Genomic DNA, 25,514 nt, shown 5'->3' with positions numbered 1-25,514 from the left:
GAATCATAATGAGTTTCGCTATCCGGGTCGTCATTCCCTTTTTATTTTTACTCCCCCGGCCACCTACGCCCCCCCATTAATTGTTAATGGATGATTGAACCGGAGAAAACAAAAATATCTAATTGCGATGCTTTACAGATAAACATCTTTTCTTACCTTTCATAAATTATTAAGCATATTAGGGACTATCGAATGCTCAGATATACCTGTAATGCCCTATTCCTTGGCTCGTTGATTTTACTTAGCGGCTGCGATAATAGTTCTTCATCTTCTTCCTCTGGTTCACCTGATAATCCTGGCAATCCTGATAACCAGGATGTCGTTGTTCGTTTACCCGATGTGGCGGTTCCTGGCGAAGCCGTGATGGCGACGGCGAATCAGGCCGTCATCCATCTGGTCGATATTGCCGGGATCACCGGTACCAGCCCGGCGGATTACAGCAGTAAGAACCTGTATCTCTGGAATAATGAAACCTGCGATGCATTAAGCGCGCCGGTAGCCGACTGGAATGACGTCAGCACTACGCCAGCCGGCAGCGATAAATACGGCCCGTACTGGGTCATTCCGCTGAATAAAGAGAGCGGTTGTATCAACGTCATCGTCAGAGATGGCACCAACAAGTTGATCGACAGCGACCTGCGCGTGTCGTTTGGCGACTTCACGGATCGCACGGTATCGGTGATCGCGGGTAACAGCGCGATCTATGACTCTCGTGCTGATGCCTTCCGCGCCGCGTTCGGCGTGGCGCTTGCCGAAGCTCACTGGGTTGATAAAACGACGCTGCTGTGGCCGGCTGGCGAAGACCAGCCAATCGTACGGTTGTACTATAGCCACAGCAGCAAAGTGGCGGCCGATAGCGAAGGAAAATTTACCGACCGTTACCTGAAGCTGACGCCAACCACCATCAGCCAGCAGGTCAGCATGCGTTTCCCGCAGCTTTCAGGCTATGCGGCGTTTAAACTGCCGGATGACGCCAAAACGGATGAGTTGCTGCAGGGGGAAACGGTAGCCATTGCCGCCGCCGAGGACGGGATCCTGATTTCCGCCACCCAGGTGCAGACGGCGGGCGTGCTGGATGACACCTATGCGCCGGCGGCGGAAGCGCTGAACTACGGTGCGCAGGTAAGCGACGGCGGGGTCAATTTCCGTCTGTGGGCGCCCACCGCGCAGCAGGTCGATCTGGTGCTCTACAGCGCGGATAAAAAAGTGCTGGCCAGCCATCCGATGACCCGTGATAGCACATCGGGTTCCTGGACGTGGCAGGGCGGTAGCGACCTGAAAGGGGCGTTCTATCGCTATGCGCTGACGGTTTACCATCCGCAGTCGCGCCAGGTTGAACAGTATGAAGTGACCGACCCCTACTCCCATAGCTTATCCACTAACTCGGAATACAGTCAGGTCGTTGACCTCAACGACAGCGATCTTAAGCCAGAAGGCTGGGATAGTCTGACGATGCCGCATGCCCAGAAAACCAAAGCCGATCTGGCGAAAATGACGATTCATGAATCGCACATTCGCGATCTCTCCGCCTGGGATCAAACCGTTCCGGCTGAACTGCGCGGTAAATACCTTGCGCTGACCGCCGGCGACAGCAATATGGTGCAGCATCTGAAGAAGCTCTCCGCTTCAGGCGTCACGCACGTTGAGCTGCTGCCGGTCTTCGATCTGGCGACGGTCAACGAGTTCAGCGATAAAGTTGCCGATATCCAGCAGTCGTTCAGCCACCTGTGCGAAGTTAATAGCGCGGTGAAGAGCAGCGAGTTTGCCGGGTATTGCACCAGCGGCTCCACCGTTGAAGAGGTGCTCAATCAGCTGAAGCAGAGCGATAGTCAGGACAATCCGCAGGTTCAGGCGCTGAACACCCTGGTGGCGCAGACCGACTCCTATAACTGGGGTTACGATCCGTTCCACTATACGGTGCCGGAAGGTTCGTACGCGACCAATCCGGAAGGCACGACGCGCATCAAAGAGTTTCGCACCATGATTCAGGCGATCAAGCAGGATCTGGGCATGAACGTCATTATGGATGTCGTGTACAACCATACCAATGCCGCGGGACCGACTGACCGTACGTCGGTGCTGGATAAGATAGTCCCCTGGTACTATCAGCGTCTGAATGAAAGCACCGGCAGCGTTGAGTCGGCCACCTGTTGTTCGGATTCAGCGCCTGAACATCGTATGTTTGCGAAGCTGATTGCCGATTCGCTGGCGGTGTGGACCACGGATTATAAAATCGATGGTTTCCGCTTCGACCTGATGGGCTATCACCCGAAAGCGCAAATTCTCTCGGCGTGGGATCGCATTAAAGCCCTGAACCCGGATATCTACTTCTTCGGCGAAGGCTGGGACTCTAACCAGAGCGATCGCTTTGAAATCGCCTCGCAGATCAACCTGAAAGGCACCGGCATCGGTACGTTCTCCGATCGTCTGCGTGACGCCGTGCGCGGCGGCGGCCCGTTCGATTCCGGCGATGCGCTGCGTGAAAACCAGGGGGTTGGCAGCGGCGCGGGCGTGTTGCCAAACGAGCTGGCCACCCTGAACGACGACCAGGTTCATCACCTGGCCGATCTGACTCGTCTGGGGATGGCCGGTAACCTTGCCGACTTTATCCTGATCGATAAAGACGGTGCGGTGAAGAAAGGCAGCGAAATTGACTATAACGGCGCGCCTGGCGGCTATGCCGCTGACCCGACGGAAGTCGTCAACTATGTTTCGAAGCACGACAACCAGACGCTGTGGGACATGATTACCTACAAAGCCGCGCAGCAGGCTGACCTGAATACGCGCGTGCGGATGCAGGCAGTATCGCTGGCGACGGTGATGCTGGGGCAGGGGATTGCTTTCGACCAGCAGGGTTCTGAACTGCTGCGCTCGAAATCTTTTACCCGCGACTCCTACGATTCCGGCGACTGGTTTAACCGCGTGGATTATGCCATGCAGGACAATAACTTTAATGTCGGGATGCCGCGCATCAGCGATGACGGCAGCAACTATGACGTGATTTCTCGCGTTAAAGAGATGGTTGCCACGCCTGGCGAAGCGGAGCTGAAGCAGATGACCGCGTTCTACCGGGAGCTGACCGAGCTGCGTAAATCCTCCCCGCTGTTCACCTTAGGTGACGGCAGTGCGGTGATGAAGCGCGTGGATTTCCGTAATACCGGGCCGGATCAGCAGGCTGGTCTGCTGATCATGACTATCGATGATGGCGTGCAGGCAGGGGCGAGTCTCGATAGCCGGGTTGATGGACTGGTGGTAGCGATCAACGCCGCATCCGAGAGCCGGACTCTCAATGACTTCACCGGCGACAATCTGCAGCTGAGCACAATCCAGCAGGCAGCCGGTGACGGATCGTTGGCGAGCGGCGTGGAGATTGCGGCCAATGGCGCGATTACCCTGCCAGCCTGGTCCGTGGCGGTACTGGAAAAACCTCAGGGCGATGCCCAGGGGACAGGGCTGCCGGTGAGCAGTAAGTAACGCCGGGGCTTGTGCCGCTCTCTGCGAAGGGAGCCTGATAGCCCGGCAGACGTTGCCGGGCTATTGTTTTATGGGGAAAGGAGAGAGCGTGATCGTTTCTGATGACAAAGCGTGCCGTTTGCCCGCGTCCATTGCGCATGAGGGCGAACCGCCGGTGGTGGTCGGACGCATGGTGCAGGTGCCGTATCCGATAGTGCCAGTCTATGCCGCACTGCTGATTGCCCTCGGCTGGTTTGCTGGCGAGCAGTGGCGCAATCCCCCTGTCACGTCAGCGTTGGTTGTGCCGGTGGCGCATGCGGCACTGGTGCCAATGGCTTCCTCAGCGCAAAAAGAGGCGAAGCCGGTAGCCGCTGCGGAACCTGAGAAAGTGAAAGCGAAGCCCGAGGCTATCGTTGATGAAGATAATCTGCCCGCGCTGCGCTATAGCGCGCATGTTTACGCGTCGTCGGCGGAGAAACGCAGCATCGTTTTAAATGGTCAGTCCTGGAAAGAGGGGGAGTCGCCGCTGCCGAATCTGGTGATTGAGCAAATTCAGCAGGATGTCACGCTGTTCAGTTTTAACGGTAAGACATTTACCCTTGCCGCTCTCGACGACTGGCCGGGAGGCATTATTGAAGATAGCCCTCAAGGGGAATAAAGCGGTATGAAATAAAAAACAGTAGGGCTATTTCGTCATTTTATTGACTGCGTAAGCTATCAATAAATGGCGCCAGCTGGCGATTAAACTGGCTGCATTTTGTGGTTTCCGGCGTACTGTCCTGCTGCAGTTGCTGATACATTTGCGTGCTGCGCTGGCTGAGCGTGGCGTAATCAATATTACCCCATCCTCTCTTTTTACCGACATTCCATGCCGCGCGGTCGATAGCATCATCGGAAGGAAGATCGCTACGGCTGCATTTGTTTTTCAGATAACGCGCGCCGGCGGCGACGGAAGAGAGCTGTTCCAGCTGCGCTTCGTTGCTGATAGTGGGGCTGAGCGTAGACGAACGGTTCTGCTGGCAACCCGCGAGAACGGCAATCATGAGCAGCGGAAATATAATGGAAGTTCGCATAATATATTAAACAGATCGGGTTAACTGGAGGACAGTTTAACAAATATTTCCATGCTGTCATCAGGAAATATTATTATAGATATTTGTTAAGGCGCTCCCGTTTTTATCGTCAAATGGCTTAATGTTTCTCTTTACTTCTTACCAGAATATTTGTTGTCACACTCACAATATAATATTCAACCAGCGCTGAGGTTTTTGTTTTTTATCGCTGCAGAGGTCCTCAGGCAGACCGCTGCGACGATGAACGGCGAAGGATATTTTTTATGTTATTAAAAAACATAATATTTTCGCTTTTGTTACGTCGTGAGGGAGTAAAATGCTGGTTAAGCCTGTCCCGGTTTAGTGCTATCCTGTGTCACCTGGACTATTTGTGCTATGTCCCAAAATTCTCGTCAGGCGATGTGTGTAACATGATGATTTATATTATGAATTCTCCAGGAGTACATAAACATACATCATGACCGCGCCCTGTGACGCGAAGCGCTGTGATACCGAGGTAGTGGCCTGCGGGTTGAGACCTCCGGGCGTGAATTTGAGAGATATCTTCTTCCTCTTTCAAGAGGAAGTATTGAGAATCAGGCTTTTACGCCTGAAAGTTGCGGAGAAAAAGCATGGCGGGAGATGACCGCGAGCCTATCGGACGTAAGGGAAAGCCCTCGCGTCCGGCAAAACAAAAAGTGACTCGTCGTCGGGTCCGGGATGAGGACTACGACGATGATTACGACGATGATGATTATGAGGATGAAGAGCCGATGCCGAAGAAAGCAAAAGGCAAAGGTAACAAGCCTCGGCGTAAACGTACCTGGCTATGGCTACTGTTCAAGCTAGGGATCGTGGTCGCGGTGCTGGTTGCCGCTTACGGTGTCTACCTCGATCAGAAAATCCGTAGCCGTATCGACGGCAAAGTTTGGGAGCTTCCGGCGGCGGTCTATGGCCGCATGGTGAACCTCGAACCGGATATGCAGATCAGCAAAAATGAAATGGTTCGTCTGCTGAATGCCACGCAGTACCGCCAGGTCAGCGCAATGACGCGCCCGGGCGAGTACACCGTGCAGGCCAACAGCATTGAGATGATCCGTCGTCCGTTTGATTTCCCTGATAGTAAAGAAGGGCAGGTGCGCGCGCGTCTGACCTTTGACGGCGATCATCTGGAAACGATTGAGAATATGGAGAACAACCGCCAGTTCGGCTTCTTCCGTCTCGATCCGCGGCTGATCACCATGCTGCAGTCGGCAAATGGCGAACAGCGTCTGTTTGTGAAGCGCAGCGGCTTCCCGGATCTGCTGGTGGATACGCTGCTGGCGACCGAAGACCGTCACTTCTATGAACACGACGGGATCAGCCTGTATTCGATTGGTCGTGCGGTGCTGGCGAACCTGACGGCCGGGCGCACGGTGCAGGGGGCCAGTACTCTGACCCAGCAACTGGTGAAAAACCTGTTCCTTTCCAGCGAGCGTTCTTACTGGCGTAAAGCGAACGAAGCCTATATGGCGCTGATCGTTGATGCGCGTTACAGCAAGGATCGTATCCTTGAGCTGTATATGAACGAGGTATACCTCGGTCAGAGCGGCGACAACGAAATTCGCGGCTTCCCGCTGGCGAGCCTCTATTACTTTGGCCGCCCGGTGGAAGAACTCAGCCTCGATCAGCAGGCGCTGCTGGTCGGGATGGTGAAAGGCGCATCGATTTACAACCCGTGGCGTAATCCGAAGCTGGCGCTGGAACGACGCAACCTGGTACTGCGTCTGCTGCAGCAGCAGAACGTGATCGATCAGGAGCTGTATGACATGCTGAGCGCGCGTCCGCTGGGCGTGCAGCCGCGCGGCGGCGTGATCTCTCCACAGCCGGCATTTATGCAGATGGTTCGTCAGGAGCTGCAGGCGAAACTGGGCGATAAGGTGAAAGATCTCTCCGGCGTGAAGATCTTTACTACCTTTGACTCCGTTGCGCAGGATGCGGCAGAGAAAGCGGCGACCGACGGCATTCCGGCCCTGAAGAAACAGCGTAAGCTGCCGGATCTGGAAACCGCGATGGTTGTGGTTGACCGCTTTACGGGTGAAGTGCGGGCGATGGTCGGCGGTGCGGAGCCGCAGTTTGCCGGTTACAACCGCGCGATGCAGGCCCGCCGTTCAATCGGTTCTCTGGCCAAGCCGGCGACCTATCTGACGGCGCTGAGCTTGCCGAACCAGTATCGCCTGAACACGTCGATTGCCGATGCCCCGATCACCATCCGTCTGCCAAACGGTCAGACCTGGTCTCCGCAGAACGACGATCGTCGCTTTAGCGGTCAGGTGATGCTGGTGGATGCGTTGACGCGCTCGATGAACGTGCCGACCGTTAACCTCGGGATGGCGCTGGGCCTGCCGGCGATAACCGACACCTGGGTCAAACTGGGGGCGCCGAAAGATCAGCTGCACCCGGTACCGGCGATGATTCTCGGGGCGCTGAACCTGACGCCGATCGAAGTCGCGCAGGCGTTCCAGACCATCGCCAGCGGCGGTAACCGCGCGACGCTTTCGGCGCTGCGTTCGGTCATCGCCGAAGATGGTACCGTGCTGTATCAGAGCTATCCGCAGGCAGAGCGTGCGGTGCCGGCGCAGGCGGCGTACATGACGCTGTGGACCATGCAGCAGGTTGTGCAGCGTGGTACCGGTCGTCAGCTTGGCGCGAAGTATCCGGGCCTGCATCTGGCAGGGAAAACCGGGACCACCAACAATAACGTCGACACCTGGTTTGCCGGTATTGACGGCGGTCAGGTGACCATTACCTGGGTGGGTCGCGATAACAACCAGCCGACGAAACTCTACGGTGCCAGCGGCGCCATGTCTATTTACCAGCGCTATCTGGCTAACCAGACGCCGACGCCGCTGGTGTTGACGGCACCGGAAGACGTGGTGGATATGGGCGTGGACAGCAATGGCAACTTCGTATGTAGCGGGGGGATGCGTTCGCTTCCGGTCTGGACAACCACGCCGGATGCGCTGTGTCGCCAGGGCGAGCAGATGCAACAGCAGCAGCTGGAGCAGCAACAGCAGAACAATCCGTTCAATCAGTCCGGGCAGCAGCAGCCGGCGCAGCAGCAACAGCAGCAGCAACAGCCCGCGAAGCAGGAAAAGAGCGATGGCGTAGCAGGCTGGATTAAGGATATGTTCGGCGGTAACTGATCGTCGTCACCAGGCCCCCTGATACAGATGTATCAGGGGGCTTTTTTATTTCTGCACATTACTTAACAGTCACTTAACCCCACAATAACTGCCTGGTTATTATTTCGTCCTTCAGTCTCCAGCGCGGGGCATACCACTTGCCTTGTATTCTGCGTTTCGCCTATTATGCAACGGTCATAATAATAATTCTCGTTTACGTTATCATTCACTTTCATCAGAGATATACCCATGGCGCGTCCAAAAACTGCTCAGCCAAATCACTCGCTGCGTAAAATCGCAGTCGTAGTAGCCACGGCGGTTAGCGGCATGTCTGTCTATGCGCAGGCAGCAGTTGAACCGAAAAAAGAAGAAACTATTACTGTTACCGCGACGGCAGCCCCGCAAGAGAGTGCCTGGGGGCCGGCGGCGACCATTGCTGCCAGACAATCTGCGACGGCGACCAAAACGGATACACCGATTCAAAAGGTTCCGCAGTCTATTTCCGTGGTGACCGCCGAGGAGATGGCGCTGCATCAGCCGAAATCGGTTAAAGAAGCGCTGAGTTACACCCCGGGTGTCGCCGTGGGTACCCGTGGTGCTTCCAACACTTACGATTATCTGATCATCCGCGGTTTCGCTGCTGACGGCCAAAGTCAGAATAACTATCTGAATGGCATGAAGATGCAGGGTAACTTCTACAATGATGCGGTGATTGACCCCTATATGCTGGAGCGCGCTGAAGTGATGCGCGGCCCGATTTCTGTTCTCTATGGTAAGAGCAACCCGGGCGGTCTGCTGAATATGGTCAGTAAGCGTCCGACTACGGAACCGCTGAAAGAAATTCAGTTCAAAATGGGCACCGATAGTCTGTTCCAGACCGGCTTTGACTTCAGCGATACGCTGGATGATGATGGCGTCTACTCCTATCGCTTAACCGGTCTGGCGCGTTCTGCCAACGCCCAGCAGAAGGGAGCGGAAGAGCAGCGTTACGCCATTGCGCCGGCCTTCACCTGGCGTCCGGATGACAAAACCAATTTTACCTTCCTCTCTTACTTCCAGAATGAGCCGGAAACCGGCTACTACGGCTGGCTGCCGAAAGAGGGGACGGTAACGACGCTGCCGAACGGTAAGCGTCTTTCTACCGATTTCAATGAAGGCGCGAACAACAATACCTATTCTCGTAATGAGAAAATGGTGGGTTACAGCTTTGACCATGAGTTCAACGATACCTTTACTGTGCGTCAGAACCTGCGTTACGCGCAAAATAAAGTCTCGCAGAACAGCGTCTACGGCTACGGCATGTGCTCCGATCCGCTCTATTCCAGCGATCCTAAGAGCAGCCCTTGTGCCAGCGTAGCCCCCTCAGAATGGGGCCACTATCTGACTCGTCAGTACGTGATCGATAATGAGAAACTGCAGAACTTCTCTGTCGATACTCAGCTGCAAAGCAAGTTTGCGACCGGTTCTCTGGATCACACCCTGCTGACCGGCGTTGACTTTATGCGCATGCGTAATGATATCAACTCCTGGTTTGGCTATGCTGGTTCCGTCCCGCCGTCCGACATCTATAACCTCGACCGTGGTGACTTTGATTTTGGTTCACACCCTGGGCCGTCAGGCGCGTATCAGGTGCTGAATAAACAGAAACAGACCGGTCTCTACATCCAGGATCAGATACAGTGGGATAAGGTGCTGGTTACCCTCGGCGGCCGTTACGACTGGGCTAAGCAGGACTCTCTGAACCGCGTTAGCTCGACTCAGGATTCTCGAGACGATAAAGAGTTCACCTGGCGTGGCGGTGTTAACTATTTGTTCGATAACGGTGTAACGCCTTATTTCAGCTATAGTGAATCGTTTGAACCTGCTTCCCAGACCGGCGCGGACGGCAATATTTTCGCCCCATCCAAAGGTAAGCAATACGAAGCGGGCGTGAAATACGTTCCGAGCGATCGTCCTATCGTTATTACCGGCGCAGTCTATCAACTGACCAAAACCAACAACCTGATGGCCGATCCGGCAGGATCGTTCTTCTCGGTTGAGGGCGGTGAGATTCGTTCACGCGGTGTGGAAATTGAAGCGAAAGCGGCACTCTCCGCGAGTATCAACGTGGTCGGTTCCTACACTTACACCGATGCGCAATACACTACGGACACCAACTACAAGGGCAACACGCCTGCGCAGGTGCCTAAAAATATGGCGTCGCTGTGGGGCGATTACACTTTCTTTGATGGCCCGCTGTCTGGCCTGACAGTCGGTACCGGCGGTCGCTTCACGGGCTCCAGCTATGGCGATCCGGCGAACTCCTTCAAGGTGGGTAGCTACACGGTGGTGGATGCATTAGTGCGCTACGACCTGGCACGCGTAGGTATGGCGGGTTCCAACGTGGCGCTCCACGTGAACAACCTGTTTGACCGTGAGTACGTCGCCAGTTGCTTTAATACCTATGGTTGCTTCTGGGGCGCGGAGCGTCAGGTCGTTGCGACCGCAACCTTCCGCTTCTAATCACTTACCGGGCGCGGTTCGCCGCGCCGTTCACCAGGTCGCCGCTATGCAGGAAAACTCTCCGCACTCTGATACCACGTTTTCGTTGAATCGCGTTACCTTCCGCGTACCTGGCCGTACGCTGCTGCATCCTCTCTCCTTAACTTTCCCGGCGGGACAAGTGACGGGGCTGATTGGCCATAATGGCTCCGGCAAATCCACACTGCTGAAAATGCTCGGCCGTCATCAGCCGCCGTCGGAAGGCGATGTGCTGCTGGACGGGCAGCCGCTGGACAGCTGGAGCAGCAAAGCCTTTGCCCGTAAAGTGGCCTACCTGCCGCAGCAGTTACCGCCGGCGGAAGGGATGACGGTGCGTGAGCTGGTGGCAATCGGCCGCTATCCGTGGCACGGCGCGCTGGGGCGTTTTGGCGCCGCCGACCGCGAGAAAGTGGAAGAGGCGATTGCGCTGGTCGGTCTTAAGCCGCTGGCGCACCGGCTGGTTGACAGCCTGTCCGGCGGTGAACGGCAGCGGGCGTGGATTGCCATGCTGGTGGCGCAGGACAGCCGCTGTTTATTGCTGGATGAACCCACCTCGGCGCTGGATATCGCCCATCAGGTTGATGTCCTTGCACTGGTGCATCGTTTGAGTCAACAGCGCGGGTTAACGGTGATCGCCGTCCTGCACGATATCAACATGGCTGCCCGTTACTGTGATTATCTGGTCGCGTTACGCGGTGGTGAGATGATTGCTCAGGGAACGCCCGCGCAGCTGATGCGCAGCGAAACGCTGGAGCAAATTTACGGTATTCCGATGGGTATTCTGCCGCATCCGGCGGGTAGCGCGCCGGTAAGCTTTGTCTATTGATGGAAAAGACGCCTTTAATAACCCGTCGCCGTCTGCTGGCGGCGATGGCCCTGTCACCCCTGCTGTGGCAGATGCGCGGCGCCCAGGCCGCAACCCTCGATCCGCAGCGTATTGTGGCGCTGGAGTGGCTACCGGCAGAACTCCTGCTGGCGCTTGGCGTGACGCCCTACGGCGTGGCCGATATCCCGAACTATAACCTGTGGGTGAATGAACCGGCGCTGCCCTCCTCGGTGATTGATGTCGGGCTGCGTACGGAGCCGAATCTCGAGCTGCTGACGCAGATGAAACCGTCGTTTATCGTCTGGTCGGCCGGATACGGGCCGTCGCCAGAGAAACTGGCGCGTATTGCCCCGGGGCGGGGATTCACCTTCAGCGACGGTAAACGACCGCTGCTGATGGCGCAGCAGTCACTCAACGAGATGGCCGAGCTGATTGGCCGCCAGCAGGCGGCGAAGCGCCATCTGGCGGAATTTGATGCGCTGATGGAGAACCTGCGCCCGCGTTTCGCCCGTCGAGGCGATCGTCCGCTGCTGATGATCACCTTGCTCGATCCCCGCCATGTCCTGGTTTTCGGCAATAATTGCCTGTTTCAGGAGGTGCTCGATCGCCTGGGGATTAAAAATGCCTGGCGCGGTGAAACCGCCTTCTGGGGCAGCGTCAGCGTCGGCATCGATCGGCTGGCCGCCTACAAAGAGACCGATGTTATCTGCTTTGATCATGGTAATCATGCCGAAATGAGCCAACTGATGAGTACGCCGCTCTGGCAGGCGATGCCGTTTGTCCGCGAAGGGCGCTTCCAGCGCGTGCCGGCGGTCTGGTTCTACGGCGCGACGCTGTCGGCGATGCATTTTGCCCGCGTACTGGCGGATGCTCAGGGAGGTGAGGCATGAGATCGCGACTGTCTCCTCTGGCGGCTCTGCTGCTGACGGTGCTGGCGATTGCCGCGTTTACGCTCAGCTTCTTCAATCTCCAGGCGGCGCTGCCGCAGCACGAGTGGCGTCAGGCGCTGTGGCAGCCGGATATCGACAATATCGCGCAGATGTTGTTCCACTACAGCCTGCTGCCGAGACTGGCGGTGTCGCTGCTGGTTGGCGCGGGGCTCGGACTGGTGGGCGTGCTGTTCCAGCAGGTGCTGCGCAACCCGCTGGCGGAACCGACCACCCTCGGGGTCGCGACCGGCGCTCAGCTGGGGATGACGGTGACGACGCTGTGGGCGATTCCCGGCGTTCTGGCTTCGCAGTTCGCCGCGCTGGCGGGGGCCTGTCTTGTCGGGGCGCTGGTTTTCGGCGTCTCGTGGGGAAAACGGCTGTCGCCGGTAACCCTGATTCTGGCCGGTCTGGTGGTCAGTCTGTACTGCGGAGCGCTGAACCAGCTGATGGTCATTTTCCATCACGATCAGCTGCAAAGTATGTTCCTGTGGAGCACCGGTACGCTGACGCAAACCGACTGGAGCGTGGTGCAACGGCTGTGGCCGCAGCTGCTCGGTGGCCTCATTTTAACGCTGCTGCTGCTGCGCCCCCTCACGCTGATGGGGCTGGATGATGGCGTGGCGCGTAATCTCGGACTGGCGCTCTCTCTGGCGCGCCTGGCCACGCTGACGCTGGCTATCGTGATCAGCGCGATGCTGGTGAATGCGGTGGGGATTATCGGTTTTATCGGCCTGTTTTCGCCGCTACTGGCGAAAATGCTCGGCGCGCGTCGTCTGCTGTCGCGTCTGCTGCTGGCGGCGGTGATTGGCGCGCTCATTCTCTGGCTGTCTGACCAAATTATTCTGTGGCTGACCCGGGTGTGGCGGGAAGTGTCCACCGGTTCCGTAACGGCGCTGATCGGCGCGCCGCTGCTGCTGTGGCTGCTGCCGCGCTTGCGCAGCATCAGTGCGCCGGTGATGAATGCCGGCGATAAAGTGCTGGTGGAACGGCAAAACGTACGGGGATTTGCGTTTGGCGGCTTGCTGATTCTGCTGCTGGCGCTCCTCGTGGCGCTGGCCTTTGGGCGAGATGCCCAGAGCTGGCACTGGGCGAGCGGCACGCTGCTGGATCAACTGATGCCGTGGCGCTGGCCGCGGGTGCTCGCCGCGCTGTTCGCCGGGGTGATGCTGGCGGTCGCGGGTTGTATTATCCAGCGTCTGACCGGTAACCCGATGGCCAGCCCGGAAGTGCTGGGCATCAGCTCCGGCGCGGCTTTTGGTATTGTCCTGATGCTGTTTTTCGTTCCCGGCAACGCTTTCGGCTGGCTGCTGCCTGCCGGTAGCCTGGGGGCGGCGGCGACGCTGCTGGTGATCCTGGTTGCTGCCGGGCGCGGCGGTTTCTCACCGCACCGGATGCTGCTGGCGGGGATGGCGCTCAGCACCGCCTTCACTATGCTGTTGATGATGCTGCAGGCCAGCGGCGATCCGCGAATGGCGCAGATTCTGACGTGGATTTCCGGCTCGACCTACAGCGCCACGCCGGAGATGGTGGTGCGCAGCGGGATTGCGATGGTGCTGTTGCTGATTCTGGTGCCGCTGTGTCGGCGCTGGCTGATGATTCTGCCGCTGGGGGGGGAAGCCGCTCGCGCGGTAGGCATGGCGCTGACGCCGTCGCGGGTTGCTCTGCTGCTGCTGGCCGCCGGCCTGACGGCAGCCGCCACGCTGACTATTGGCCCGCTGAGTTTTGTTGGCCTGATGGCGCCGCATATTGCGCGCATGATGGGATTCCGCCGGACGATGCCGCAGATGGTGATGGCCGGGCTGATTGGTGGGTTGCTGCTGGTCTTTGCCGACTGGTGCGGGCGAATGATGATGTTTCCGTATCAGATCCCCGCAGGTCTGCTGTCGACCTTTATCGGCGCGCCGTACTTTATTTATCTGCTGAGGAAACAGAGCCGATAATTTTCCCCGCTGGCGTTTCGCTTAGCGGGGCGACACAAACACAGGCCGGGCAAGCTTGCGCCGCCCGGCATTGCATTACAGCTTCGCAAACGCCTTACGGGCGGCGGCGATGGTATCGTTGATATCATCAGGGGTGTGGGCTATCGACATAAAGCCGGCCTCAAACGCCGATGGCGCCAGATAGACGCCTTCTTCCAGCATAAGATGGAAGAAACGCTTAAAGCGTTCAACGTCGCACTTCAGCACATCCTGATAGCAGGTGACCGTCTCGGCATCGGTAAAGAAGAGGCCGAACATGCCGCCCACATTATTCACCACCAGCGGAATGCCCGCTTCGCGTGCGGCATCCAGCAGCCCTTGAGAGAGCTGATTGGTTAAATCCGTTAGCGTTTCGTGGACGCCCGGCTGCGCGACTTCGGTCAGGCAGGCAAAACCGGCTGCCATGGCTATCGGATTACCAGACAAGGTTCCGGCCTGATACACCGGGCCGGTCGGGGCCAGGGCATCCATCACCTCGCGACGACCGCCAAATGCGCCGACCGGCATGCCGCCCCCGATGATTTTGCCCAGACAGGTCAGATCCGGGACTACGTCGTAGTATGACTGCGCGCCCGCCAGCGCCACCCGGAAGCCGGTCATCACTTCATCGATAATCAGCAGCGCGCCAAATTCGTCGCACAGCGCCCGCAGGCCCGGCAGGAACTCCGGCAGCGGTGGGATGCAGTTCATGTTGCCGGCTACCGGCTCGACGATGATGCAGGCAATCTCTTGCGGATACTGCTCAAACGCGGCGCGAACGGAAGTCAGATCGTTATAGGTACAGGTCAGGGTATGTTTAGCAAAATCAGCCGGTACGCCCGGTGAGTTCGGCTGGCCCAGCGTCAGCGCGCCGGAGCCCGCTTTCACCAGCAGACAGTCGGCATGGCCGTGATAGCACCCTTCAAACTTGATGATTTTGTCACGGCCGGTAAAGCCACGGGCCAGGCGAATGGCGCTCATGGTTGCTTCGGTACCGGAGTTCACCATCCGCACCATATCCATCGTGGGGACCAGTTCGGTCACCAGCTCCGCCATTTTGACTTCCATTTCCGTCGGTGCGCCAAAGCTCAGGCCGCGTTCCGCGGCTTCAATCACCGCGTTGCGAATGGCCGGATGGTTATGGCCCAGCACCATAGGTCCCCATGAGCCGACATAATCGATATACGCTTTACCGTCGACATCGTACAGTCTGGCGCCGTCGGCGCGTTCGATAAACAGCGGTGTACCGCCCACGCCGCTAAAGGCACGGACCGGCGAGTTCACGCCGCCGGGTATGAGTTCACGTGCGGCGCTATAGAGTGTTTCAGATTTGCTCATTGCCATGATCCTGGTTCGTGATAAATGTTTTGCTGGTTATTCTAAGTTATTCCAGGATAGTTATGAAAGTTTTGCCCAATTGAAACAAAGCGCAGCCGGTGCATTTTTCCCGCGACGTAGGACGTTCAGAAGGCTAAAATGTCCCCTTCGTATTTGTATGACTATTGACGATAAGAGTATGAAAACAGAAGCCTCTACTTTTGAAGCAAAACAAATCGTGCGCTTGCGTCGTGGCGATGTGGTACGTCGATTAGTTCAACGTGACAAAACGCCGCTGGCGGTGCTGCTGATGGCCGCCGTGGTCGGCACGCTGGCAGGGTTGGTGGGGGTCGCCTTTGAAAAGAGCGTCAACTGGGTGCAGAACATGCGCATCGGTTCGCTGGTGCAGGTGGCGGATCACGGGTTCCTGATTTGGCCGCTGGCCTTTATTTTATCTGCGTTGCTGGCGATGGTGGGCTATTTTCTGGTGCGCCGTTTCGCGCCGGAGGCGGGGGGATCCGGCATACCGGAGATCGAAGGGGCGCTGGAAGAGCTGCGTCCGGTTCGCTGGTGGCGAGTGCTGCCGGTGAAATTTATCGGCGGGATGGGGACGCTGGGCGCTGGCATGGTGCTCGGTCGCGAAGGGCCAACGGTACAGCTGGGCGGCAACGTCGGACGAATGGTGCTGGATATTTTCCGCATGCGCAGCCCCGAAGCGCGCCACACGTTGCTGGCCACCGGGGCTGCGGCGGGGCTCTCTGCGGCATTTAACGCGCCGCTGGCGGGGATTTTATTCATTATCGAAGAGATGCGCCCGCAGTTTCGCTACAACCTGATTTCGATTAAAGCCGTCTTTACCGGCGTGATCATGTCGAGCATTGTGTTCCGTATCTTTAATGGCGAATCGGCGATTATTGAGGTCGGCAAGCTGAGCGATGCGCCGGTGAATACGCTGTGGCTGTACCTGATCCTGGGGATGATTTTTGGCTGCGTTGGCCCGCTGTTTAATAGCCTGGTGCTGCGCACCCAGGATATGTTCCAGCGTATTCATGGCGGCAATACGAAGAAGTGGGTGCTAATCGGCGGGTTAATCGGCGGGATGTGCGGCGTTCTCGGGCTGATTCAACCGGCGGCGGCGGGGGGCGGCTTTAACCTGATTCCGATTGCTGCGGCGGGCAACTTTTCCGTGGGACTGCTGCTGTTTATCTTTATCGCCCGCGTGATAACCACATTACTCTGTTTCTCCTCCGGGGCGCCCGGCGGCATTTTTGCGCCGATGCTGGCGCTGGGAACCTTGCTGGGAACCGCCTTCGGGATGGCGGTCACGCCGATGCTGCCGGCCTATCATCTGGATGCCGGGACCTTTGCGATTGCCGGAATGGGGGCCCTGCTGGCGGCGTCAATCCGCGCTCCGCTGACCGGGATTGTGCTGGTGCTGGAGATGACCGATAACTATCAGCTCATTTTGCCAATGATTATTACCTGTCTTGGCGCAACACTACTGGCGCAATTCCTTGGCGGTAAGCCTTTGTATTCCACGATCCTGGAGCGCACGCTGGCGAAGCAGGCCGCAGAACAGGCGGCAAAAGCGCAGCAGGTTGCCGGGGAGAATACTTGAACGATTTACCAGGGTATTAGATAATGGCTCATAAGGTCGGGTTATTCTTTAACCGGTCAGAAGTATCAATGGGAGCATAAAATGAGTGATGACGTAGCGTTGCCGCTGGAGTTTACTGAAGCTGCAGCCAAAAAAGTAAAATTCCTGATTGCAGATGAAGACAATCCAAACCTGAAACTGCGTGTGTATATCACCGGTGGTGGTTGCAGTGGTTTTCAGTACGGCTTCACCTTTGACGATCAGGTTAACGAAGGCGATATGACCATCGAAAAACAGGGCGTAGGCCTGGTGGTCGATCCGATGAGCCTGCAGTATCTGGTCGGCGGTGCCGTCGACTACACTGAAGGCCTGGAAGGCTCGCGTTTTATCGTGACCAACCCGAATGCGAAAAGCACCTGCGGCTGCGGGTCTTCATTCAGCGTCTGATTCCCGCACTGGATTCTCGCCCCGGTAGCTCTTCTCCGCCGGGGCAATTTCCCCGTTTAGCGCCCGTTATCGTCGAGAGCAAAAGTCGGCAGCTTCAGATGCCAACGGATAGCCGCAAGGCGAATCATCAGCGTGACGACCATCCCCATCATCGCCGAATTCTGCAGCGAAACATGAAAAGTGTCATAGGCCGTGGCGTGCACGATACCGCCGACAATACAGGCCGTGGCATAGATTTCCGTGCGCAAAATCATCGGAATTTCGCGCGCCAGTACGTCGCGAATGATCCCGCCGCCGACGCCGGTGACGACACCCATACAGATAGCGACCAGCGGGCCGCTGTGGGCCAGAAACGCTTTATTCACCCCGATGCCGACAAATACCGCCAGACCAACGGCATCAAGCACCGGCAATATCCATTTCGGTAGCCGGCGTGGCTGGCGCACCAGCAGAATGGTCATCATGCTGGTGACCATCGCCACCACCAGGTCGGTGGGGTCTTTTACCCAGAACACCGGGCCGTTGGCGAGCGCCATATCGCGAATGGTTCCACCGCCCACGGCGGTGACAACGCCGAGCACCAGCACGCCAAAGGGGTCCATCCGGAGTTTACCGGCCAGCAATACGCCCGAGATAGCAAATACGGCGGTGCCAATAATATCCAGCCAATAGACAAGCATCGTCAGTTCTCGTTAAGCGCCCGGTTCCTCAGGCTATTTTTACTCACCAAATTGCATCCGCACAGCTTCCGCCAACCGGACGTATGTCGGTTACACTGGCGTTCTCTGTAGCGGATGTCGTTATTGCCCTGCGCAAGCGGTGCTATTTGACCTGCCCGAGCGCCTCGCAGAGCTGTTTTGCGGCGAGGATAATACGCGGGCTTGCGCGTTCAAACCAGTCGCCATCTACTGCAATCAGGGAAATTTTTAACTGCTGATGCCAGTAGCGTTCAACAGCAGGGAGTCTGCTGACATCGCCAGGGATAACAATCGCCTGAGGCTGCCTCGCCAGGACCTGTTCACGACTCACCTGGGGCCAGGGAACCGGGCTGGAGGCAAAAATGTTGTCGCCGCCGCACAACGTCAGTACCTGGTCCTGAATCGATCCCCGACTGCTGGTAAAAAGAGGATTGGCGCCAAACTGCAGAAAGACGCGTTTTTTCGGCGTATGTGCGTAGCGGGCTTTGAGGGCATCATAGTCGTCCTGCATTCGCTGCGCGGATGCGCGAGCCTTTTCCGGCTGCGGACTCCACTGTGCCAGCTGTCGCAGCGTCGAAATGATCTCTTCAATCGTCGCGGTATTGACCCAGAGTACCTTGATCCCCAGCGCGCTCAGTTGATTAACCTGCCGTTCGGCATTGCCGCCGCGCCATGCCAGAATCAGATCCGGCTTCAGCGCGACGATGCGTTCCAGGTTCATCCCTTGCCAGCTGGCGACCTGTTCGATACCGGCCGCTTCCGGTGGATAATCGGAATGGCTGCTGACGCCAACCGGCGTAATGCCGGCGGCAAAGGCCAGTTCGGTATTGGATGGTGACAGCGTGATAACCCGTGGCGCGGCGAAGAGCCACGCCGGGGTAAGCAGCAGCAGGGCGGCAAGCGCCCGTTTTAGCAACTTAGCCACGCGCCAGCGTCTGCACCAGCTTTTCCACCATCAGCGTGGACTGTTTGGCAGCAACGGCGAGGAACTCATCAAAGCTCAGATGAGACTGCTGATCCGCAACGTCGGAAATCGCGCGTACGACCACGAACGGCACGCCGAAGTTATGGCAAACATGGGCAATCGCCGTTGCTTCCATTTCAACCGCTACGGCCTGCGGGAAGTTGTGGCGGATTTTCGCCAGCCCGACCGACCCGTTGATGAAGGCGTCACCGCTGACGATCAGGCCGCGCACCGCGTGCAGATTCAGCGCTTCGATACAGCTTTGCGCAGCGGCAATCAGCTTATCGTCGGCTTTGAAGCCTGCCGGGCAGCCTGGCAGCTGGCCATACTCATAACCAAAGGCGGTGACATCGGCATCGTGGTAGCGTGTCTCGTCGGAGATGACGATGTCGCCGACTTTCAGCGTCGACGCCAGTCCACCTGCGGAGCCGGTGTTGATAATCACGTCCGGCTTGCAAATCTCCAGCAGCAGGGTTGCGCCCATGGCGGCCGCCACTTTGCCAATACCCGATTTCAGCAGAGCGACCTCGGTGCCGTTCAGCTGGCCGGTATAAATTTCGCTTCCGCCAAGGGTCAACGTCTTACGGTTTTCGATTTTGTCGCGCAGAAGGGTAACTTCTTCTTCCATAGCGCCAATAATGCCGATTTTCATAGATTTACTCGCGATGTGTCAGGTTTAGTTGCATAGTCTATCATGCACTCAAAGGGAAACGTTATTGCTCGCGCGGGAGAGGCCATGGCAAAGATTGATTTTCGCAACAAGATTAACTGGCGTCGGCGCTACCGCTCGCCGCAGGGGGTCGAAACGGAACGTGAGATCCTGCGTATTTTTGAAAGCGACCGCGGGCGCATTATCAACTCGCCGGCAATCCGCCGTTTACAGCAAAAAACCCAGGTCTTCCCGCTGGAACGTAATGCCGCGGTGCGTACGCGTTTAACCCACTCCCTTGAAGTTCAGCAGGTGGGGCGCTATATCGCCAAAGAGATCCTCAGCCGCCTGAAAGAGCAGCGTCTGCTGGAAGCCTACGGGCTGGATGAGCTCAGCGGGCCGTTTGAGAGCGTGGTGGAGATGGCCTGTCTGATGCATGACATCGGCAATCCGCCGTTCGGCCATTTTGGCGAGGCGGCGATTAATGACTGGTTCCGTCAGCGGCTCGCGCCTGACGATGCGGCCGGTGCGTCGTTAGCGCAGGATAGCTGCACGGTGGCGGCGCTCCGTTTGCAGGAGGGCGCTGACGAACTGAATGGGCTGCGGAGCAAAGTTCGTCAAGATCTGTGCTGGTTTGAAGGCAACGCGCAGGGTATTCGCTTAGTGCATACCCTGATGCGGATGAATCTGACATGGGCGCAGGTTGGCTGCATTCTAAAATATACGCGCCCGGCGTGGTGGCGGGGAGAACTTCCCTCCAGCCACAGTTATTTGATGAAGAAGCCTGGTTATTATTTAGCCGAAGAGGGCTATATTGCGAGGTTGCGTAAAGAACTGGATCTGGCTCCTTACAATCGTTTTCCTTTGACCTGGATTATGGAGGCGGCGGACGATATCTCATATTGTGTGGCCGATCTTGAGGATGCGGTAGAAAAACGTATTTTCAGCGTAGAGCAACTTTATCAGCTGCTTCACGAGGCGTGGGGGCAGCATGAAAAAGGATCTTTATTTTCGCAGGTGGTAGAAAATGCATGGGACAAATCGCGCGCGAATTCTCTGAGTCGAAGTACGGAAGATCAGTTCTTTATGTATTTACGAGTCAATACGCTGAATAAACTGGTGCCCTATGCAGCTCGCCGGTTTATCGATAATTTGCCGAAGATCTTTGCCGGTGATTTTAATCATGCGCTGCTTGAGGACGATAGCGACTGCAGTCAGCTGCTGGAACTATATAAAAATGTCGCGATAAAACATGTGTTTAGTCATCCTGACGTGGAACAGCTGGAATTGCAAGGCTATCGGGTGATTAGCGGTCTTCTGGATATCTATGAGCCGCTGTTAAAATTATCGCTGGAGGAGTTCAGCTTATTAGTGGAGAAAGAGCGGGTGAGGAGCTTACCTATCGCCTCACGCTTGTTCCAGAAACTTTCGACGCGTCATCGGCTGGCCTATGTTGAAGCGGTAAATAAGATTTCGCGCGATGATGAAGAATTTCCTGTGATGGAATATTATTATCGCTGCCGTCTGATACAGGACTATATCAGTGGGATGACGGATTTGTATGCATGGGATGAATATCGGCGCTTGATGGCGGTGGAATAAGTACAGGTTTTGTAAAGACGGACAATAAATTTTTACTTTTTCCAGATGCTTAATTCCGGAACTTAGCGCGATAAAATGACTCTGATAGTCACATACATAGCAATTTGCGTTATCTAAAATCGAGATATGAGACATATGAAAAAAACCACGTTAGCAATGAGTGCACTGGCTCTGAGTTTAGGTCTGGCGTTATCCCCGCTCTCTGCGAGCGCGGCAGAAACGTCCTCTTCGGCCTCAAGTACACAGCAAATGCCAAGCCTGGCTCCAATGCTGGAAAAAGTGATGCCGTCGGTTGTCAGCATTAATGTTGAGGGTAGCACGACGGTCAACACGCCGCGGATGCCGCGTAACTTCCAGCAGTTCTTTGGTGATAATTCGCCGTTCTGCCAGGATGGTTCGCCGTTCCAGAGTTCTCCGTTCTGTCAGGGCGGTGGACAGGGCGGCGGGGCGCCGGGTGATGGCGGCCAGCAGCAGAAATTTATGGCTCTGGGCTCCGGGGTCATTATCGATGCGGCTAAAGGCTATGTCGTGACCAATAACCACGTTGTGGATAATGCGACCACGATTAAAGTACAGCTGAGCGACGGACGTAAGTTTGATGCCAAAGTTGTTGGCAAAGATCCGCGTTCCGACATTGCGCTAATCCAGATTCAGGATCCGAAAAACCTGACGGCGATTAAGCTGGCAGATTCCGATGCGCTGCGCGTCGGCGACTATACCGTGGCGATCGGTAACCCGTTTGGTCTGGGTGAAACCGTCACTTCGGGTATTGTCTCCGCGCTTGGCCGTAGCGGCCTGAACGTAGAAAACTACGAAAACTTTATCCAGACCGATGCGGCGATCAACCGCGGTAACTCCGGCGGTGCGCTGGTTAACCTGAACGGCGAACTGATCGGGATTAATACCGCGATCCTGGCGCCGGACGGCGGCAATATCGGTATCGGTTTTGCCATCCCGAGCAACATGGTCAAAAACCTGACCGAGCAGATGGTCAAGTATGGCCAGGTGAAACGCGGCGAGCTGGGTATTATGGGGACCGAGCTGAACTCTGAACTGGCGAAAGCCATGAAGGTCGATGCGCAGCGCGGTGCCTTCGTCAGCCAGGTGATGCCGGGTTCTGCGGCGGCGAAAGCAGGGATCAAAGCCGGTGACGTGATTACCTCGCTGAACGGTAAGCCTATCAGCAGCTTCGCCGCGCTGCGTGCTCAGGTGGGTACGATGCCTATCGGTAGCAAAGTCCAGCTGGGACTGGTACGCGACGGCAAAGCGGTCAATGCGACCGTCGAACTGCAGCAGAGCAACCAGACTCAGGTTGACTCCAGCACCATCTTCAATGGTATTGAAGGTGCGGAAATGAGCAACAAAGGTCAGGACAAAGGTGTGGTGGTCAATAATGTGAAAGCGGGGACTCCGGCGGCACAAATTGGCCTCAAGAAAGGCGACATCATCGTCGGCGCTAACCAGCAGCCGGTGAAAAATATCGCCGATCTGCGCAAAATCTTTGATGCCAAACCTTCGGTGCTGGCGTTGAACATCCAGCGTGGCGATAGCACTATCTATCTGCTGATGCAGTAATCGCTAACGGCTAAACCCGCCCCTTCTCCTCGCCGAGGGAAGGGGCTTTTTTTTTGCCCCGCTCTCCTTTCTGTGACTCCACCCGCAACTCCATACTTCTGTGCTTTGCTTTATGCATATGCACAATGCGACGTTCGGTTAACTCTTTTATGCTGACCCCCTGTTGACGGGAGGGTTACATGGCTGGCTGGCATCTTGATACCAACATGGCGCAGGATATCGTGGCGCGTACGATGCGCATCATTGATACCAATATCAATGTAATGGACGCCCGTGGGCGCATTATCGGTAGCGGCGATCGCGAGCGAATTGGGGAATTGCACGAAGGGGCGCTGCTGGTGCTTTCTCAGGGGCGGGTCGTGGATATTGACGATGCGGTTGCTCGTCATCTACACGGCGTGCGTCAGGGGATTAACCTGCCTTTGCGTCTGGAGGGGGAGATCGTCGGTGTGATTGGCCTCACCGGCGAACCCGAAACGCTGCGCAAATATGGCGAGCTGGTGTGCATGACCGCCGAGATGATGCTGGAGCAGTCGCGGTTGATGCATCTTCTGGCCCAGGATAGCCGCCTGCGTGAAGAGCTGGTGATGAACCTGATTCAGGCAGAAGAGAATACGCCCGCGTTAACCGAATGGGCGCAACGGCTGGGTATCGATCTGAACCAGCCCCGCGTGGTTGCCATGATTGAAGTGGATAGCGGCCAGCTTGGCGTGGACAGCGCCATGGCCGAGCTACAGCAGCTGCAGACCGCCCTGACCACGCCGGATCGCAATAATCTGGTGGCGATTGTCTCCCTGACCGAGATGGTGGTCCTCAAGCCCGCGCTGAATGCGTTTGGCCGCTGGGACGCGGAGGATCACTGCAAACGAATCGATCAGCTGATCGCCCGAATGAAAGAAAACGGCCAGCTGCGCTTTCGTGTGGCGCTGGGTAACTTTTTTACCGGCCCCGGCAGCATCGCCCGTTCGTACCGCACCGCGCGCACCACGATGATGGTCGGTAAGCAGCGGATGCCCGAGAGCCGCAGCTTTTTTTATCAGGATTTGATGCTGCCGGTGCTGCTCGATAGCCTGCGCGGCGGCTGGCAGGCCAATGAGCTCGCCCGTCCGCTGGTCCGGCTGAAGGCGATGGATAATAACGGTCTGCTGCGACGTACTCTACAAGCCTGGTTTCGCCATAACGTGCAGCCGCTGGCGACGTCAAAGGCGCTGTTTATTCATCGTAATACGCTGGAGTATCGCCTGAATCGTATCGCAGAACTGACGGGGCTGGACCTGGGGAATTTTGACGATCGTCTGCTGCTTTATATTGCGCTGCAGCTGGATGAACAGCGCTAGAAGAGAGCCCGGATAGCGACACAATGCCTTATCCGGGTTGTTGTTGGTCTCTCCCCGGAAAGCATCGCCGGCCAGGGAGCTAAAACCCACTTATTTATTGCGCGTCAGTTTTTCCAGATCGGCTTCAATTTCACTGATCTTATGAGTGACGACGCTTTCCAGATGACGCAGATCGTCAAGGATCTTACGTTTGAGGTCGACTTCGGTACGATCGCGCTGGCAGATCTGATCCAGCTCATCGATAACGTAGCGCAGATTCGGGCTAATTTCCTGAACCTCTTTATACCCCTGGCCTACGCCATCTGCGACAACGGTCTTACGCTGACGCGGGTATTTAAACTTGACGCTTTTGGCGAAAAACTCGCCTTTGTCTTTCTGAAAATAGATTTTCAGAATGTCGTTGTTGGCTTCCTGCCGCAGGCTATAGCGATCGATCTCATCAGGATTGGTAATGCCAAGACTTTTCAGATTATCGTACATAACGGTACCTTTGATATCATCATAACCTTTGAATAATTAACGAAAAGATCCATCTCCGCCAGCTTCAAATATAAAAAAAGCGGGATATCTCCCGCTTTTTATTCTGCTTAGTCGATGGTACGCAGCAGTTCGTTAATGCCGACCTTGCCGCGAGTTTTCGCATCCACTTTCTTCACGATAACGGCGCAGTACAGGCTGTACTTGCCATCTTTCGACGGCAGGTTGCCGGAAACCACCACTGAGCCCGCCGGAACGCGGCCGTAATGGACTTCGCCGGTTTCGCGATCGTAAATTTTGGTGCTCTGACCCAGGTACACGCCCATGGAGATCACGGAACCTTCTTCAACGATCACGCCTTCAACCACTTCAGAGCGTGCGCCGATGAAGCAGTTGTCTTCGATAATGGTCGGGTTAGCCTGCAGCGGCTCCAGGACGCCACCGATGCCGACGCCGCCGGACAGGTGCACGTTTTTACCGATCTGCGCGCAGGAACCCACGGTGGCCCAGGTATCTACCATGGAGCCTTCATCAACGTAGGCGCCAATGTTGACGTAGGACGGCATCAGCACGGTGTTGCGGGCAATAAATGCGCCCTGACGAACCGCCGCCGGCGGAACCACGCGGAAGCCTTCTTTCTGGAAACGCGCTTCATCATAGTCAGCGAATTTCATCGGCACTTTATCGAAGTAGCGGCTTTCCGCACCGTCGATAACCTGGTTATCGTTAATACGGAAAGAGAGCAGAACCGCCTTCTTCAGCCATTGATGGGTGACCCACTGGCCATCGATCTTTTCAGCGACACGCAGCGCGCCGGAATCAAGCAGAGAAATCACCTGGTTAACCGCTTCGCGGGTTACGGTATCCACATTTGCCGGCGTGATGTCGGCGCGACGCTCAAAAGCGGACTCAATAACATTCTGTAATTGCTGCATTGTTTTACTCTTTC

The 25,514-nt window shown here is 56.5% G+C and carries 19 protein-coding genes; 12 read left to right on the top strand and 7 right to left on the bottom strand.

The features are described 5' to 3' along the window. Positions 1 to 192 precede the first annotated feature (192 nt). On the top strand, positions 193 to 3,474 hold the full coding sequence (gene pulA, locus AC007G_RS15815) for a pullulanase-type alpha-1,6-glucosidase (protein WP_032698110.1): 3,282 nt from the start codon (positions 193 to 195) through the stop codon (positions 3,472 to 3,474). 88 nt (positions 3,475 to 3,562) lie between these two features. Next, positions 3,563 to 4,111 (top strand): type II secretion system assembly factor GspB, encoded by a 549-nt coding sequence (gene gspB / locus AC007G_RS15810; RefSeq protein WP_032689427.1) that lies wholly within the window; start codon positions 3,563 to 3,565, stop codon positions 4,109 to 4,111. 40 nt (positions 4,112 to 4,151) lie between these two features. Here gspB and gspS read toward each other — a convergent pair whose 3' ends face one another. Continuing rightward, positions 4,152 to 4,526, bottom strand: coding sequence for a type II secretion system pilot lipoprotein GspS (gene gspS, locus AC007G_RS15805; RefSeq protein WP_032697290.1), 375 nt, complete (start codon positions 4,524 to 4,526; stop codon positions 4,152 to 4,154). A 611-nt stretch (positions 4,527 to 5,137) separates the two neighbouring features. On the opposite strand from gspS, the gene mrcB reads away from it, so the two are divergent. The 5 genes from mrcB to fhuB all read left to right on the top strand — a co-directional run bounded on the left by mrcB (position 5,138) and on the right by fhuB (position 13,884). Beyond that, positions 5,138 to 7,690 (top strand): bifunctional glycosyl transferase/transpeptidase, encoded by a 2,553-nt coding sequence (mrcB, locus tag AC007G_RS15800; protein ID WP_032689425.1) that lies wholly within the window; start codon positions 5,138 to 5,140, stop codon positions 7,688 to 7,690. 228 nt (positions 7,691 to 7,918) lie between these two features. After that, positions 7,919 to 10,171 carry a ferrichrome porin FhuA gene (fhuA, locus tag AC007G_RS15795; RefSeq protein WP_064793524.1) on the top strand — a complete coding sequence of 751 codons (2,253 nt, stop codon included), beginning with the start codon at positions 7,919 to 7,921 and terminating at the stop codon, positions 10,169 to 10,171. Between the two features lie 46 nt (positions 10,172 to 10,217). Continuing rightward, on the top strand, positions 10,218 to 11,015 hold the full coding sequence (gene fhuC / locus AC007G_RS15790; RefSeq protein WP_032689423.1) for a Fe3+-hydroxamate ABC transporter ATP-binding protein FhuC: 798 nt from the start codon (positions 10,218 to 10,220) through the stop codon (positions 11,013 to 11,015). Next, positions 11,015 to 11,905: a Fe(3+)-hydroxamate ABC transporter substrate-binding protein FhuD gene (gene fhuD, locus AC007G_RS15785; protein WP_032689422.1), complete on the top strand. Its 891-nt coding sequence runs from the start codon at positions 11,015 to 11,017 to the stop codon at positions 11,903 to 11,905. The genes fhuC and fhuD overlap by 1 nt, the downstream gene beginning before the upstream one ends. Further along, positions 11,902 to 13,884: a Fe(3+)-hydroxamate ABC transporter permease FhuB gene (gene fhuB, locus AC007G_RS15780; RefSeq protein WP_032697291.1), complete on the top strand. Its 1,983-nt coding sequence runs from the start codon at positions 11,902 to 11,904 to the stop codon at positions 13,882 to 13,884. The genes fhuD and fhuB overlap by 4 nt, the downstream gene beginning before the upstream one ends. A 75-nt stretch (positions 13,885 to 13,959) precedes the next feature. On the opposite strand, the gene hemL is transcribed toward fhuB, so the two are convergent. Next, complete coding sequence (hemL, locus tag AC007G_RS15775; protein WP_032689420.1) at positions 13,960 to 15,240, bottom strand: glutamate-1-semialdehyde 2,1-aminomutase; 1,281 nt, start codon at positions 15,238 to 15,240, stop codon at positions 13,960 to 13,962. Between the two features lie 178 nt (positions 15,241 to 15,418). Here hemL and clcA point away from each other — a divergent pair, with 178 nt between their 5' ends. Further along, a complete protein-coding gene (gene clcA, locus AC007G_RS15770; RefSeq protein WP_049267597.1) occupies positions 15,419 to 16,837 on the top strand; it encodes a H(+)/Cl(-) exchange transporter ClcA in 1,419 nt (472 codons plus the stop codon). Positions 16,838 to 16,918: 81 nt separating this feature from the next. Beyond that, positions 16,919 to 17,263: an iron-sulfur cluster insertion protein ErpA gene (gene erpA, locus AC007G_RS15765; protein WP_004858085.1), complete on the top strand. Its 345-nt coding sequence runs from the start codon at positions 16,919 to 16,921 to the stop codon at positions 17,261 to 17,263. A 56-nt stretch (positions 17,264 to 17,319) separates the two neighbouring features. Here the strand turns inward: erpA and AC007G_RS15760 are convergent, their stop codons facing one another. From AC007G_RS15760 to mtnN, 3 genes are all read right to left on the bottom strand, one after another. Then, a complete protein-coding gene (locus AC007G_RS15760; RefSeq protein WP_032689418.1) occupies positions 17,320 to 17,943 on the bottom strand; it encodes a TRIC cation channel family protein in 624 nt (207 codons plus the stop codon). A 142-nt stretch (positions 17,944 to 18,085) separates the two neighbouring features. Beyond that, positions 18,086 to 18,886, bottom strand: a complete 801-nt coding sequence (gene btuF / locus AC007G_RS15755) for a vitamin B12 ABC transporter substrate-binding protein BtuF (RefSeq protein ID WP_032697293.1) — start codon at positions 18,884 to 18,886, stop codon at positions 18,086 to 18,088. Beyond that, entirely contained in the window at positions 18,879 to 19,577 is a 699-nt protein-coding gene (gene mtnN / locus AC007G_RS15750) for a 5'-methylthioadenosine/S-adenosylhomocysteine nucleosidase (protein ID WP_032697294.1), read from the bottom strand. Before mtnN ends, btuF begins: the two co-directional genes overlap by 8 nt. A gap of 84 nt (positions 19,578 to 19,661) precedes the next feature. On the opposite strand from mtnN, the gene dgt reads away from it, so the two are divergent. From dgt to AC007G_RS15735, 3 genes are all read left to right on the top strand, one after another. Further along, positions 19,662 to 21,176, top strand: coding sequence for a dGTPase (gene dgt, locus AC007G_RS15745; protein WP_142630723.1), 1,515 nt, complete (start codon positions 19,662 to 19,664; stop codon positions 21,174 to 21,176). A 135-nt stretch (positions 21,177 to 21,311) separates the two neighbouring features. After that, a complete protein-coding gene (gene degP / locus AC007G_RS15740; RefSeq protein ID WP_004858096.1) occupies positions 21,312 to 22,751 on the top strand; it encodes a serine endoprotease DegP in 1,440 nt (479 codons plus the stop codon). Between the two features lie 179 nt (positions 22,752 to 22,930). Next, the gene (locus AC007G_RS15735; protein WP_032689414.1) at positions 22,931 to 24,088 is read left to right on the top strand and encodes a CdaR family transcriptional regulator; all 1,158 of its coding nucleotides are present in this window, start codon (positions 22,931 to 22,933) and stop codon (positions 24,086 to 24,088) included. A 90-nt stretch (positions 24,089 to 24,178) separates the two neighbouring features. Here the strand turns inward: AC007G_RS15735 and AC007G_RS15730 are convergent, their stop codons facing one another. Then, positions 24,179 to 24,568 carry a DUF3461 family protein gene (locus tag AC007G_RS15730; protein WP_004858100.1) on the bottom strand — a complete coding sequence of 130 codons (390 nt, stop codon included), beginning with the start codon at positions 24,566 to 24,568 and terminating at the stop codon, positions 24,179 to 24,181. A gap of 107 nt (positions 24,569 to 24,675) precedes the next feature. Next, a complete protein-coding gene (gene dapD, locus AC007G_RS15725) occupies positions 24,676 to 25,500 on the bottom strand; it encodes a 2,3,4,5-tetrahydropyridine-2,6-dicarboxylate N-succinyltransferase (RefSeq protein ID WP_004858103.1) in 825 nt (274 codons plus the stop codon). Positions 25,501 to 25,514 lie beyond the last annotated feature (14 nt).

The organism is Klebsiella sp. CSG-1, from assembly GCF_056521145.1.
Note: the sequence above shows the minus strand (reverse complement) of the source record. Positions and strands in the feature narration are given on the sequence as shown.